The 12626-nt window shown below is 59.8% G+C and carries 13 protein-coding genes and 1 pseudogene; 6 read left to right on the top strand and 8 right to left on the bottom strand.

Going from position 1 to position 12626, the window contains the following annotated elements:
- Positions 1-118: 118 nt before the first annotated feature.
- Both tpx and PDR5_RS13625 read right to left on the bottom strand, forming a co-directional pair.
- Positions 119-619 (bottom strand): thiol peroxidase, encoded by a 501-nt coding sequence (gene tpx / locus PDR5_RS13630; RefSeq protein ID WP_011333939.1) that lies wholly within the window; start codon positions 617-619, stop codon positions 119-121.
- Between the two features lie 149 nt (positions 620-768).
- The gene (locus PDR5_RS13625) at positions 769-1281 is read right to left on the bottom strand and encodes a hypothetical protein (protein ID WP_064596265.1); all 513 of its coding nucleotides are present in this window, start codon (positions 1279-1281) and stop codon (positions 769-771) included.
- A gap of 311 nt (positions 1282-1592) precedes the next feature.
- Here PDR5_RS13625 and PDR5_RS13620 point away from each other — a divergent pair, with 311 nt between their 5' ends.
- The 3 genes from PDR5_RS13620 (at position 1593) to PDR5_RS13610 (ending at position 4820) form a co-directional block, all read left to right on the top strand.
- Complete coding sequence (locus tag PDR5_RS13620; RefSeq protein ID WP_064596264.1) at positions 1593-2018, top strand: YciI family protein; 426 nt, start codon at positions 1593-1595, stop codon at positions 2016-2018.
- Between the two features lie 150 nt (positions 2019-2168).
- Positions 2169-3797, top strand: coding sequence for a J domain-containing protein (locus tag PDR5_RS13615; protein WP_237233847.1), 1629 nt, complete (start codon positions 2169-2171; stop codon positions 3795-3797).
- 27 nt (positions 3798-3824) lie between these two features.
- Positions 3825-4820 (top strand): DUF3829 domain-containing protein, encoded by a 996-nt coding sequence (locus PDR5_RS13610; protein ID WP_064596263.1) that lies wholly within the window; start codon positions 3825-3827, stop codon positions 4818-4820.
- A 49-nt stretch (positions 4821-4869) separates the two neighbouring features.
- Here the strand turns inward: PDR5_RS13610 and PDR5_RS13605 are convergent, their stop codons facing one another.
- The 4 genes from PDR5_RS13605 to PDR5_RS13590 form a co-directional block, all read right to left on the bottom strand.
- Complete coding sequence (locus PDR5_RS13605) at positions 4870-5541, bottom strand: DUF3313 domain-containing protein (RefSeq protein ID WP_064596259.1); 672 nt, start codon at positions 5539-5541, stop codon at positions 4870-4872.
- A gap of 156 nt (positions 5542-5697) precedes the next feature.
- Positions 5698-6672 carry a hypothetical protein gene (locus tag PDR5_RS13600; protein ID WP_064381826.1) on the bottom strand — a complete coding sequence of 325 codons (975 nt, stop codon included), beginning with the start codon at positions 6670-6672 and terminating at the stop codon, positions 5698-5700.
- Between the two features lie 129 nt (positions 6673-6801).
- Positions 6802-7281, bottom strand: a complete 480-nt coding sequence (locus PDR5_RS13595; RefSeq protein ID WP_064596258.1) for a DUF934 domain-containing protein — start codon at positions 7279-7281, stop codon at positions 6802-6804.
- Positions 7278-8951, bottom strand: coding sequence for a nitrite/sulfite reductase (locus PDR5_RS13590; RefSeq protein WP_064596257.1), 1674 nt, complete (start codon positions 8949-8951; stop codon positions 7278-7280). The genes PDR5_RS13595 and PDR5_RS13590 overlap by 4 nt, the downstream gene beginning before the upstream one ends.
- A gap of 352 nt (positions 8952-9303) precedes the next feature.
- Between PDR5_RS13590 and ccoN the strand changes: the two genes are divergently transcribed.
- Together ccoN and PDR5_RS13580 are read left to right on the top strand one after the other, a co-directional pair.
- A complete protein-coding gene (gene ccoN, locus PDR5_RS13585) occupies positions 9304-10731 on the top strand; it encodes a cytochrome-c oxidase, cbb3-type subunit I (protein ID WP_064600800.1) in 1428 nt (475 codons plus the stop codon).
- 15 nt (positions 10732-10746) lie between these two features.
- The gene (locus PDR5_RS13580; RefSeq protein WP_064596255.1) at positions 10747-10968 is read left to right on the top strand and encodes a hypothetical protein; all 222 of its coding nucleotides are present in this window, start codon (positions 10747-10749) and stop codon (positions 10966-10968) included.
- Between the two features lie 246 nt (positions 10969-11214).
- On the opposite strand, the gene PDR5_RS13575 is transcribed toward PDR5_RS13580, so the two are convergent.
- Both PDR5_RS13575 and PDR5_RS13570 read right to left on the bottom strand, forming a co-directional pair.
- On the bottom strand, positions 11215-11706 hold the full coding sequence (locus tag PDR5_RS13575) for a hypothetical protein (protein ID WP_064596253.1): 492 nt from the start codon (positions 11704-11706) through the stop codon (positions 11215-11217).
- Between the two features lie 115 nt (positions 11707-11821).
- Complete coding sequence (locus PDR5_RS13570) at positions 11822-12331, bottom strand: GNAT family N-acetyltransferase (protein ID WP_064596251.1); 510 nt, start codon at positions 12329-12331, stop codon at positions 11822-11824.
- A gap of 127 nt (positions 12332-12458) precedes the next feature.
- On the opposite strand from PDR5_RS13570, the pseudogene PDR5_RS30500 reads away from it, so the two are divergent.
- Positions 12459-12551 (top strand): annotated as a pseudogene (locus PDR5_RS30500) (DUF6124 family protein); the annotation flags it as partial.
- Positions 12552-12626 lie beyond the last annotated feature (75 nt).

The raw sequence follows: 12626 nt of genomic DNA, 5'->3' as shown, positions 1-12626 counted from the left end.
CAAAGCAGCTTTACCGGCAATTTACCTTCCACTTACGTTTCAAGGTGTGAGGCAAAACACTGATACACAAATGAAAACGGCCTGGACAGAGCCAGGCCGTTAACAATTGTAAAAGCGCTTACTTGAGAACGGACAGCGCCGCTTCGTAGTTAGGCTCTTCGGCAATTTCCTTGACCAGTTCGCTGTGCAGGACGTTGTCGTTTTCGTCCAGTACAACCACCGCACGGGCGGTCAGGCCTTTCAGCGGACCGTCAGCGATGGCCACGCCGTAGTTCTCGAGGAACTCGGTGCCGCGCAGGGTCGACAGGTTTTGTACGTTTTCCAGGCCTTCGGCGCCGCAGAAGCGAGCCTGGGCGAACGGCAGGTCAGCCGAGATGCACAGCACCACGGTGTTGCTGATGTCGTTGGCCTGAGCGTTGAACTTGCGCACGGAGGTGGCGCAGGTCGGGGTGTCGACGCTTGGGAAGATGTTCAGCACTTTGCGCTTGCCGGCGAAGTCTTTCAGGGTGACGTCGGACAGATTGCCGGCTACCAGGGAAAAGGCTGGCGCCTTGGAACCGGCTTGTGGCAGTTGGCCGTTGACTTGAACCGGGTTGCCTTTGAGCGTGACTTGAGCCATGAACGGAGTCCTTCTGAATGTTATGGGTGAGAATCTCGAGGCCGAAGTTAACCACGAAATGACGTCTGCAGCCTATGCCGATACTGAACCAACAGTGGCATGCTGTGATCAGTATCGGCGGCTCCCCATCCACTCAAGCCATCACCAAGTCAGGGGGTAATAGTATCGATTGCACTAGCCTCGGGATCATCAGCCCAGCTTTTATCAAATACGAAAGTGGCTGCGAGCAGGATCGTGCTGGACCGGATGACATCGAGATTGGTGGCCAAGGTATGCCATTCCCTGTCTTGAATACCGTTGTCTATTTCCGCAATGGCTAGAGACCCGCCAGCGAGAATAGCTCCAACATTGGCACTGTTTCCTCCGCTGTTATTTCCCTTATCAATCCTGTATTCAATTGTTTCAAATCGAACCCCTGCATCCAAGGATCGCCATTTGAAATACATTTCTCCGCGAAATGGGTGAATGCCGCCGGTTTGTGCCGTAAGCATTCTCTCTCCGGTTTGAAGCGGCTCCCGTTCGCCGGGACCTTCCTTTCCCGTTGCCGGAGTTAATGTGATATCGACAGCCTGGTACCGGGAGGCTGCGATAGCCTCCTTTAATAAAGGAACCAGTACATTTCTGGTTTGCGCAGTATCATCTTTCGGTCTGTCCGTGCTCATGACTTTCTCCATTTGCGTAGATGTTTTCAACATGTACCATCAGGAAATTTTCGGCAAACTGAAACTCGCCTGTTAAAAGTTCAACCTATATCCAGCAACGCGTTTATCCAACTGTTATAAATGACAGTTTTTTATATCATCCAAGCATATTAAGTAGCGTTTCAATAACCATTAAAAACCAGCGCCGAGGAAGCCATTTTTGAGGGGCATAGCCGGTGAATGACAGTGCTGACGTTTTGATCTATCTGTCGATTCAAGCCCGGCCCGTTCGACTAAGCCATGAATCCCCCACTCACCTGCGGAGAAACACCATGCGCTTCATGATCATTGTCAAAGCCAGCCACGATTCCGAAGCCGGCGTGATGCCCAGCGAACAGTTGCTGACCGACATGGGCAACTACAACGAAGAATTGGCCAAGGCCGGCATCCTGGTTTCAGCCGACGGTTTGCACCCCAGCAGCAAAGGCGCCCGCGTACGTTTCAGTGGCGAAAAACGTAGCGTGATCGACGGCCCGTTCGCCGAGACCAAAGAGCTGATCGCCGGTTACTGGATCTGGGACGTCAAGTCCAAAGAGGAAGCTATCGAGTGGGTCAAGCGTTGCCCGAATCCCATGCCGGGCACTGAATCGGAAATCGAGATTCGCCAGGTGTTCAGCGCGGAAGATTTCGGCGCCGAGTTCACCCCGGAACTGCGCGAGCAGGAAGAACGCATACGCGAGCAAGCCAAAAAACACTGAAGCCCCGAATCGAGCACGTCAGCATTTTCCGTAAGGCCGGTGACGACTGAGCGAGACACGAGGACTTTTCGACGCGAAACAGGTAGGGTGCGCAACATCACAATGCCACCACTGGATCGCGTCGTAGTTTTTTATGGAGTTGTCATCGCAATGAGTTGCTGGACCGTCCTTGGCCTGTCGGCTGACGCCGATGTGCGCACGATCAAACGCCAATATGCCGTCCTGCTCAAGCAGACCCGCCCCGACGACGACCCCGAGGGTTTCCAGCGGCTGCGCGATGCCTATGAGCAGGCGCTGGCGTACAAGGAATGGCAGCAGTATCACGAGCAGAATCAGGACGAAGAGCAAGAACAAGCGCAGGATCAGCGCATTGAAGAATCCTGGGACCTGAGCGGCCTGACCGTGGTCGAGGTCGATGCCCTGCAACTCGCGACCCGTTCGCTGCACGGACTCAGTGTCGAAGAACTGAACCATCGCCACACCGTCGCCCGCGAACAAGGCTGTGCGCACATCTTCGAAGACACAGTGCTGCATCACTGCATCGAGCACCCCGATTGCTCCGATTCGCTGGTGGACTGGGCGGTGCAGGCCTTTCAGTGGTTCAGCGCCTGGCAACGTCTTGAGCTGGATGAGGAATCGATCGAACTAGTGCTCACCTGGCAGCGCGATCGTATTGCGCAGCCGATGCGTGATGCCCTCAAACGCGAAGACGTCGACGGATTCCTCCAGGCCTACGCCCGCTGCGCAGATTTCCACTGGCTGACAACTGAACAACATCAGAAATGGTTCAACCATGCTCTGAGCCATTTGCTGCTGGATTCGTCTTTTTGGTCTGGCGAGATTTTCGAACGGGTGCGCGCCGGTCAAGGCTGGCACGGCTGCACGGGAAATCCCTGCCCTGACGGCGAATGGCAACGCCTGCTGGCTCGACAAAATGCGCCGCTTTTCCTGGCTCACCAGCAACAACTGGCCACGGAGCCCGCCGCCACCCCCGAACACCGCGCCGCCCGCCTGCTGCTGGGCACCGGCTCGTTCAGCGCCCGTCGCGCACTGGCCCGACGCCTGCGCGAGGACGACTGGGCGCAATGCCGCAAGTTGAGTTCGGAGCTGTACGCCAATCACCCCAAGGTCTGCGCGCAGATGCCCGGCGGCACGGCGTTTTTCTGGCAAAGCTGGGAACTGAGCTTCAATGACTGGCCGACGTATGTGGGCGTGGTGCTGGCCTGCCTGATTGGCGCGTTCACCCATTACATTCCGTTGGGTGTGCGCCTCAGTGGACTGATCAATATCGTCTTGATCTCGACCGTGGTGTTCGGCGTGATCGTGGCCGGGCTCAATTGGCTGGTGCACAACGTCGCCCATCGCGTATGGCGGCTGGATGACCGGCTCAGCGCTGTTCTTTGCCCCCGGATCCCTCAAAGACTCGCCGCCGTTCGGCGTGTTGCGCGACCTGGTGCCCGGCGCGTTGATGGTGGCCGGGCTCAGCTGGTTTTTCGGCCCGATTGCCGGCGGGGTGTATGCCTTGACCCTGGCGACCTTCGGACTGGTGCGCCGCTGGCAGTCCAGGCCACGGGGGTCCTGGGAAGAGAACCAACCTGCCGTGAAAGTCGGCGTGACGATCCTCGGAATCTTGGTTTTAGCCATCGTGCTCGGCGTATTCAAAGTGGTCGCCAGCCAAGGCACGGTCAATCGCAATCAGGGCCTGCAACCCTGGACCGAACGTTTGTGCAGCCGCTTGCCGGCCACCACCGCCGAATGCAGCGCACCAGCCACCGTTGAACAGTGGTACGGCAAGGAGGCGCGCCCATGACCACCAGAGTGATGTTTTGCGTCGGGATCTTCTTCGCGCTGGTGATCATGGGGCTGACGGGCGCGACCCGCCCGTTCCTTCAGCTGGACCTCTGGCTGGACGAGCGCGATGCACCGATCACCGCCCAGGCCAATGCCCTGAGCCCGGTGATTGCCTGCGTCAACCGGATCGACGTGCAATGGCGAGTGGCCTACGACCGCTACAAGAACCCTCAACCGCCCTTGCCCCGCGACCAGCGCTGGTTGAAGAGCCTCAATGATTTCGACGACAGCGACGCGTTCAATGTGCGAGACATTCAGCGCGATGTCTGCGGTCAGGACCTCACGGAAAAACTCGAACTGTTGGCCTGGCAGCCTGAACTGGCGCGACAGGCGAACGAGTACGTCCGGGCGCTGAGTCACGTCACGACCACCATTGCCCCCACGCGTTTTTACCGAGAGGCGAGCTTCATCTCCGGATCACAACAGCCCTCCTCTGGAGAACTCGCTGCCATCGAGCGTGTGTCACAGGAGTACATCGGCGCCTCGACCGCTCTGCGGCAAAACCTGCTGCCGCTCGACGCCGCGCAACGTCCCGAACAGCTCAAGCTGATCGAGGCGCGTCTGGGCAGGGACATTCACTGGGACTTGCTGGCGTACATGATTCAGGCGCGGGAGACCGTGGATGTGCTCGACGAAGCGATGAAAAACCGCACCCTGACCCCTAAGTTGCTGGCCGACACCACCGCAAAGCTGCAACAGGCGTGGAACCGTCGCGAACCCTACCTCGCGCCGCGCACGGGTGGATTCCAGAACAAGACCGATGCCGCACGGGACCTGTGGCTGCGCATCGGCGAGCCGGGGCAAAACTATCTCGAAGCATTGAACACCCTGCAAGCCGACTGGCAGAACCACGCCAAGCCCGAGCGTTTGAGCGAGGACTACTACGCCGTGACCCGCCGTTACGACGGCTTGCTCAGCCATTACAACCGCCTGGCCCGCGCCAGCTTCTGACGCAGTGCACACGCCGGATCGCCCTCCGTGGCGACCCGGCGTGCCGGTCTTACTTGGCCTTGAGCTTGAGGTAGGACTGATGCAGATCCGCCGCCCAGCCATCGATCACGCTTTTCACGTCATCGGCCTTCATCACCTGCGAATCGTTTTCCAGCGGTTTGCCGGTGCCTTTGCGCACCACCTGCGCCGCCACCTTGTTGGTGCCGCCATCGAGGAACACCGCTTCGGTCGCCAACGTGGTTTCCTGATCGCGAATGCCGCTGGCGGTACTGACCGCTGCCGCCACCAACGCCACCGGAATCACTTCATAGGCATGCAGGCCTTCGGTCTTGCTGCTCACGGCGGTGATCGCCGCGCGTACCACGATCACACCAGGCCCGGGGCCTGAGGCCAGTGGCAGGGATTTACCCAGTTCACGCTTGAGCGCCTGATCGTAATAGCTGGTGATGCCGTTGAGGGTCTGCTGCGGAATCTTCACGGTAGGTTGCGGTTTGGGATAGAGCTGGGTCGGTTCGACGTAGAAGCTGGTGAATTTGCCGATGTCGACTTTCGGGTCGATCCAGCGCATCACTTCGGCCCCCGACGGGGATTTGGCCTCCCTCAGCTGGCTGTAGTCCTTGAGGAAGCCTGAGTACTCGTCGGGTGCGACGGTTTTGCTGGAGCAACCCACCACGCCCAGCGTGGCAATGCACAGGGTGCTCATCATTACGGCTAGCTTCATGCTGTAACTCCTGTCGGAAGGCCGAATTTATTGCGTCGGGGGAGTTACAGGTATAGCTAAATTCGCGCCGTTTGCGATCAGAAACCCCAACATTGCGCAACGTCGGGTCCGGACCTTTGAAAGGTCCGTACCATCACAGGCGCTCAAGGCTTTCTTCTACCAGCTCGAAGTCTCCCCACTCCTCAACGCCATCTCCCGCCGACTGTTGGCCCGCATCGCCTTGATCAGCGACACCGTCCCCACCAGCAAAATCGCCGCACCGAACAGAAAATCAATGTTGTACAGCTGGAAATCCTGCACCGGCCCCACCAGCACCGTGCGCACTACGCCAATCCCCACCAGCGTGGCAAGGAAGTCGATCCCCGGCTCATCGCGGTAGAACACCAGCAGCAACGGCAGGCACAGCACCAGCAGCATCAACAGCACCACGACCTTGAACGAGCCTTTGCGCTCGACGCTGAACGCGCATTCGTGGGGGCCGTAGGCCTTGTAGTCCTCGTCGCGGATCATCGAGTTTTTCTCGTTGATGTAGTCGGCGCGGTTGTACTTCTGGATCGGCGTGAAGGTGTTGGACATCTCCATCAGCGTGGTGATGTTCTTGAAGCGCAGGTCGATGCGCTCGCTACCCTTGAGGTAATACAGCACCGGTTTGTAGCCGTAGCGATAGGTGTCGAAGGGAAACTCGGTGACCCTGCCCTGAACGCTGATCGGCCGCGATTCGAGTTCGGCGAACGCGCTCTTGTCGGTCGAGGCGAGGTTGCGGCTCAGGGGCAGGACTTTCACCTGTTCGAGGAAGATCGGCGTGACGCCAAACGACCATTGCAACGGTTCCAGGCGCAGACGCAGTTCGTTTCGGCCCAGGTCATAGCGGTTGAAGGTACGTTCGGACACCACCACCGCGCCGCTGAGCATGAACTCGCCGCGCAGGTTGTTGGTGATGCGCAGGGTCAGTTGATCCTTGCCCAGCAGCGCCGCTTCGGTGTTCGGCGGCGTGCCGCACCACGCGGTACTTTCGCCGACGCCACCGAGCTGACCGCCGCGGTTTTCGTTGAACACATAGATGTAACCGGCCCACAGCGTCACCATCAGCAGCAACGCGGTGATGCCCAGAATTTTTTTGCCCGGACTCACTGATCAGACTCCCTTCTTCGTTCCGTCGTCCAGCCGAAAACCCGCTGGCGACGGGGACTCTACCAAAAGGCCACCATCGACCCAAGGAAAAATCCCCGATTCCTCAGGGTTCTAAGGGTTTCCCCTGCATCACCGGCGCCGGAACAACGGTCGCGGCTCGATCACCGAGCGCCCGTACAACACGCTCATTCCGGCCAGGCCCTTGAGCGCATCTTCGGCGGACTTGTCCTCGCGCACGGCGAAGCTGTCGAAACCGCACTGACGCATGTGGCTGAGCTGGTCGCGCAGCACGTCGCCAATCGCCCGCAACTCGCCTTTCCAGCCGAAACGGCTGCGCAGCAGATAGGCCTGGCTGTAGGCGCGGCCGTCGCGAAAGCTCGGGAAGTCGAGGGCGATCAGTGGCAGCGAGCTCAGCCATGGCAGCAGGTTTTCGACGCCGTCGTCCGGGCCGAGCCAGACCGCATGGGTCGAAGGCGATTCGAGCCAGTGGGCCAGCGGCAGAATCAACATCCCGGCGCTGGGCTCTGTTTCAGGCGAGCGGATCAGCGTCCATGGATCATCGAGCACGATCCGCGCCCCACTCTCCTCCATGCGCAACAGATTGTTCATGCCGACACCTCCAGCGCTTTCGGGTAGACCCGCTCCTTGAACGGCTCCAACCCGATGCGCGCCACGGTATCGACGAACAGTTCTTCGGCCTCGCGATAACGGACGAAGGTGCCGATGATCCGCTCGATCACCTGCGGCACTTCGGCGGCGCTGAACGACGGGCCGATGACTTTACCCAGTGCGCTGTTCTTGCCCTGCGCCCCGCCGAGGGTGATCTGGTACCACTCGCTGCCGTTCTTATCGACGCCGAGAATCCCGATGTTGCCGATGTGGTGATGGCCGCAGGCGTTCATGCAGCCGGAGATGTTCAGGCTGATGTCACCGAGGTCGTGCAGGTAATCGAGGTTGTCGAAACGCGCCTGAATCGCCTGGGCAATCGGGATCGACTTGGCGTTGGCCAGCGCGCAGAAATCACCGCCGGGGCAGGCAATGATGTCGGTCAGCAGACCGACGTTGGCGGCGCCCAGCCCGTGCTCTTTCGCCAGTTGCCACAACGCATACAGCTCGGACTTGGGCACATCCGGCAGGACGATGTTCTGCTCGTGGGCGATGCGGATTTCGCCGAAACCGAAGCGCTCGGACCACTCGGCCACGGCCTGCATCTGCGCATCGGTGACGTCCCCCGGCGGTGAAGCCAGGCCCGGTTTGGTCGACAGCACCACGCTGGTGTAGCCCGGCACTTTGTGCGGCTGAACGTTGCGCGCGACCCAACGGGCGAACGCCGGGTTGTCGGCCAGGTGCGTGCCGTAATCCAGATCGGTGTCCGCCAGCGTGCGATAGCTCGGCGGCACGAAGGCACTGGCGACGCGCTGGTATTCATCCTCGGTCAATTGCGCCGGGCCGTCTTTGAGGTGTTGCCATTCCTCTTCGACTTCCTTGGCGAACGCCTCGATGCCCAGCGCCTTGACCAGAATCTTGATCCGCGCCTTGTACTTGTTGTCGCGCCGGCCGTGGCGGTTGTAGACCCGTAAAACCGCCTCGACGTAAGACAGCAAGTGTTGCCACGGCAGGCCGTCGCGGATCTGCAATCCAAGGATAGGCGTGCGCCCCAGACCGCCGCCGACGATCACCCGCAGCAGCATCTGACCGTCACGGCCGGGGTAAAGGTAGAGGCCGATGTCGTGCATCATGATTGCCGCGCGATCCTGCTTCGCCGAGCAGATGGCGATCTTGAACTTGCGCGGCAGGAACAGGAACTCCGGGTTGATCGTCGACCATTGCCGCAGGATTTCCGCCAGCGGACGCGGGTCGATCAACTCGTCCGCCGCGACCCCGGCGAAGGCTTCGGTGGTGATGTTGCGCACGCAATTGCCCGAGGTCTGGATCGCATGCATGTTGACCTGCGCCAGACGCTCGAGAATGTCCGGCACCTCGTGCAGTTCGATCCAGTTGAACTGCATGTTCTGCCGGGTGGTGAAGTGGCCGTAACCACGGTCGTAGTCCCGGGCGATGCTTGCCAGTGTGCGCATCTGCTCGGCGCTCAAAGTGCCGTAGGGAATCGCCACCCGCAGCATGTAGGCGTGCTTTTGCAGGTACAGACCGTTCTGCAGGCGCAGCGGCAGGAATTCCTCGTCGCTCAACTCCCCGGCCATGAAGCGCTCGACCTGATCGCGAAATTGCGCAACGCGCTCGAACACCAGCGCCCGGTCGTAATCATCGTACTGGTACATGCAGCGGCTACCTCATCAGTTTTGATCGCGGTCAAGAACTGTGGGAGCGGGCTTGCTCGCGAATGCGGAGTGTCAGGCAACTGACTTGTTGGCTGACACTCCGCATTCGCGAGCAAGCCCGCTCCCACAGGATTTTTTACGACTATGGACGAACGGCGCAGTGCACAACAGATTCACCTGAACGCATAAAAACCGTATCAGGACGCGGCAGATGGCCGCAGGCAGCGCCTGGATCTGATCCGCATAAATGATCAATTCCTGAGCCTGTTTTGTTTCCGGTGGGGTTTCTACAGTGCAGTTCGTGCCAGACCGGGTGGCCTGGCAAGACTTTGCAACCGTGGATGAACTGACCATGAGCACAGCAACAATCGGACAGGCTTATAACTACAAGGTCGTCCGCCAATTCGTCATCGCGACTGTTTTCTGGGGTGTCGTGGGCATGGCGATGGGGGTATGGATCGCCTCGCAACTGGTATGGCCGGACATGAATCTGGACTTGCCGTGGACCACCTTCGGCCGCTTGCGACCGTTGCACACCAGCCTGGTGATTTTCGGCTTCGCCGGCAGCGCGCAATTCGCCGCCAGTTACTACGCCGTGCAGCGTACCTGCCAGGTGCGGCTGTACTCGGACAAGCTCGCCGCCTTCACCTTCTGGGGCTGGCAATCGGTGATCGTGATCATGCTGGTCACCCTGCCGATGGGCTACACCACCACCAAGGAATACGCCGAGATCGAATTCTCCGGCGCCGTTTGGATGGCGGTGGTCTGGGTCGCGTACGCCATCGTGTTCTTCACCACCGTGGTGCAGCGCAAAACCAAGCACATCTACGTCGGCAACTGGTTCTTCGGCGCGTTCATTCTGGTGATCGCCATGCTCCATGTGGTCAATCACCTGTCGATTCCGGTGGACTGGTTCAAGTCCTATCCGGTGTACTCCGGCGCCACCGACGCCATGGTGCAGTGGTGGTACGGCCACAACGCGGTGGGCTTCTTCCTGACCACCGGGTTCCTCGGGATGATGTATTACTTCGTGCCCAAGCAAGTGAATCGGCCGGTGTATTCGTACCGGTTGTCGATCGTGCACTTCTGGGCACTGATCACCCTGTACATCTGGGCCGGCCCGCACCATTTGCATTACACCGCGCTGCCGGACTGGGCGCAGTCGCTGGGCATGGCGATGTCGCTGATCCTGTTGGCGCCGAGCTGGGGCGGGATGATCAACGGGATGATGACCCTCTCCGGCGCGTGGCATAAATTGCGCACCGACCCGATCCTGCGCTTCCTGGTTTTGTCGCTGGCGTTCTACGGCATGTCGACCTTCGAAGGGCCGATGATGGCGATCAAGACCGTCAATGCCCTCTCCCACTACACCGACTGGACCATCGGCCACGTCCACGCCGGGGCGCTGGGCTGGGTGGCGATGATCACCTTCGGCGCAACCTATCACATGGTGCCCAAGGTGTTTGGCCGCGAGCGCATGCACAGTACGCCGCTGATCAACCTGCACTTCTGGCTGGCGACCATTGGCACGGTGTTGTACATCGCTTCGATGTGGGTCAATGGCATTACTCAAGGTCTGATGTGGCGGGCGATCAACGAGGACGGCACGCTGACCTATTCGTTCGTCGAAGCGCTGCAGGCCAGTCATCCGGGGTTCATCGTGCGCTTTGCCGGCGGGGTGGTCTTCCTCAGCGGCATGTTGCTGATGGCCTATAACGTGTGGCGCACGGTGCGGGTTGCCGACGTTGCACTCGCCCATCGTGAAGCGCAGATCGCCTGATCAAGGGAGCTGGTCATGTTCGATGTTTTATTGAATGTGTTGGGCGTGGTGTTTCTGTGGCTGGCGGTTGAGTACTGCCTGCGGCACGAGACGGCCGAGAGTCTGGATGAGGCGAGTCTGACGCCGTTTGCGGATGATCCGGAGGTGGCTCGGCGGGTTGAGTTGGCTACCGGTAAAACCGTGAAAGCGGTGGCGCCGGAGGTGGCGAAGCCGGGGTGGGTGAATCTTGAGATGTGAGGTGTGTCAGCCGCGCGGCCCTCACCCTAGCCCTCTCCCAGAGGGAGAGGGAACTGACCGGGTTGTACTTTCGAGTTACGCCGACCTGAAAAATCGAAGGTGAATGCAATATCAACAACGAAGAACTGCCCTTTCCCCGTGAACTGAGTTTTTAACAACCACGAAGATCTGCTCCCTTTCCCCCTCGCCCCCTTGGGGGAGAGGGTTGGGCGGGCGGCGTTCCGATGAGGGGGTAGGCTTTTGATCTTAGGTGCGGTCGCGAGGGATGAGGCTCTGCAGTTGCTGCGCGAGAAAATTCGCATCGAAGGCAAAAGTGTCCGGATCCTTCAACCCATTGGTCTTACGCCACTGCCACTCCCCGCCCGGCAGTCCCACCAACGAAATACTCCCGTAACGCGCCGCCGTCAGCCCCATCACCGCCAGCGAAATCTGCCCGCCACTGCCCATCACATCCGGCACGAACTCCACCGGTTTGCCGGCAATCACGATGCTCAGTTTTTCAGTCTTGAAGGTTGACGTCTCAACCGGAGTGCTGGGCCCGAACGCCACATAAGCCTCGCGACTGACCTCCAGCAACCCCGGCGTCTGCACCGGCTCCAGCCATTGCTGAATCTGCCCGAACAGTTCAGTAATCCGTGTGGCCCAGGTCGCCGATTGCGTCTCGAACAGTTGCTTCTTGTGCGCTTCGCTGTCGGCATAGTGGCGAAGCATTTCGCCCAGTTGCTGTACGTCGTCCATTGCGGTGTTCCTTCAAGGAGCGATGCTGCGGACTTCGAGCATGGCAGATGCCAGTGACGACCGTGCAAGTCATTTGCCTGCACGGTCGCCTCGTCGGCCATTGACGGACAGAAGGTCAGCGTTTGCGCAGACGCGCCATGCTCAAAGTGTCGACCCATTGCCCGTCACGCACCGCGTAATCGCGGAACAGGCCTTCGGTTTCGAAGCCGAACTTGCGATAGAGGCCGATGGCCGCCTCGTTGTCGGCGTACACCGAAAGCTCGACCCGGTGCAGGTTCATCCAGTTGTCGGCGACGTCCAGCGCTGCCGCCAACAGCTTCGAGCCCACACCCTTGCCCTGCCACGCCACCGCGACGCTCATGCCGAGACTGCCGGCGTGGCTGCGGCGAATTCGCGAAAAAGCCTCCAGCCCGAGATGCCCGATCACCGCACCTTGATGCAGCGCCACCAGTTTCACCATCCGTTCGTTTTCCGGCATCAGCCGCTGGCGCCAGATTTCGACAGACTGAAACGGCATCTGCAGCACCTGCCGGGTCACGGCAGGGTCGTTGTAAAGCGCGGTGACGCCTTCGACGTGGGACTCGCTGAAGCGTTCGAGGTGAATGGCGGGGTTGTGCTCAGGCATGAAAGATCCCTCCTGGATCAGTGCGTGGCCGGTCACTGTAAACCGCTTCTTCACGGATTCGCCACGACTGTTTAAAGCCGTTGACCGAAACGTCCAGCAAGCCACAACGCCTTGCGCCATTGCTGTGCTGCTGGGGATTGCGCAGTTGATCATGCTGGGCGAACTGGCGGTGAATCGGGCGCTGGATAATCTGGAGTTGGCGGCTGAGCCACGGCCCTGAGTGCTGAAACCAAAAACGGCCCTGCATGGGCCGTTTTTTGAGTCTGTTTAAAAAACCAGAACAAAATTTATGCAG

The sequence above is a fragment of the Pseudomonas sp. DR 5-09 genome (genome assembly GCF_001655595.1).
Lineage (GTDB): Bacteria > Pseudomonadota > Gammaproteobacteria > Pseudomonadales > Pseudomonadaceae > Aquipseudomonas > Aquipseudomonas pharyngis.
Note: the sequence above shows the minus strand (reverse complement) of the source record. Positions and strands in the feature narration are given on the sequence as shown.

What these genes read in the sequence shown, in the direction of transcription:
- tpx (WP_011333939.1), bottom strand. Translation starts at nt 619, where the DNA reads ATGGCTCAAGTCACGCTCAAAGGCAACCCGGTTCAAGTCAACGGCCAA.
- PDR5_RS13625 (WP_064596265.1), bottom strand. Translation starts at nt 1,281, where the DNA reads ATGAGCACGGACAGACCGAAAGATGATACTGCGCAAACCAGAAATGTA.
- PDR5_RS13620 (WP_064596264.1), top strand. Translation starts at nt 1,593, where the DNA reads ATGCGCTTCATGATCATTGTCAAAGCCAGCCACGATTCCGAAGCCGGC.
- PDR5_RS13615 (WP_237233847.1), top strand. Translation starts at nt 2,169, where the DNA reads ATGAGTTGCTGGACCGTCCTTGGCCTGTCGGCTGACGCCGATGTGCGC.
- PDR5_RS13610 (WP_064596263.1), top strand. Translation starts at nt 3,825, where the DNA reads ATGACCACCAGAGTGATGTTTTGCGTCGGGATCTTCTTCGCGCTGGTG.
- PDR5_RS13605 (WP_064596259.1), bottom strand. Translation starts at nt 5,541, where the DNA reads ATGAAGCTAGCCGTAATGATGAGCACCCTGTGCATTGCCACGCTGGGC.
- PDR5_RS13595 (WP_064596258.1), bottom strand. Translation starts at nt 7,281, where the DNA reads ATGAACAATCTGTTGCGCATGGAGGAGAGTGGGGCGCGGATCGTGCTC.
- PDR5_RS13590 (WP_064596257.1), bottom strand. Translation starts at nt 8,951, where the DNA reads ATGTACCAGTACGATGATTACGACCGGGCGCTGGTGTTCGAGCGCGTT.
- ccoN (WP_064600800.1), top strand. Translation starts at nt 9,304, where the DNA reads ATGAGCACAGCAACAATCGGACAGGCTTATAACTACAAGGTCGTCCGC.
- PDR5_RS13580 (WP_064596255.1), top strand. Translation starts at nt 10,747, where the DNA reads ATGTTCGATGTTTTATTGAATGTGTTGGGCGTGGTGTTTCTGTGGCTG.
- PDR5_RS13575 (WP_064596253.1), bottom strand. Translation starts at nt 11,706, where the DNA reads ATGGACGACGTACAGCAACTGGGCGAAATGCTTCGCCACTATGCCGAC.
- PDR5_RS13570 (WP_064596251.1), bottom strand. Translation starts at nt 12,331, where the DNA reads ATGCCTGAGCACAACCCCGCCATTCACCTCGAACGCTTCAGCGAGTCC.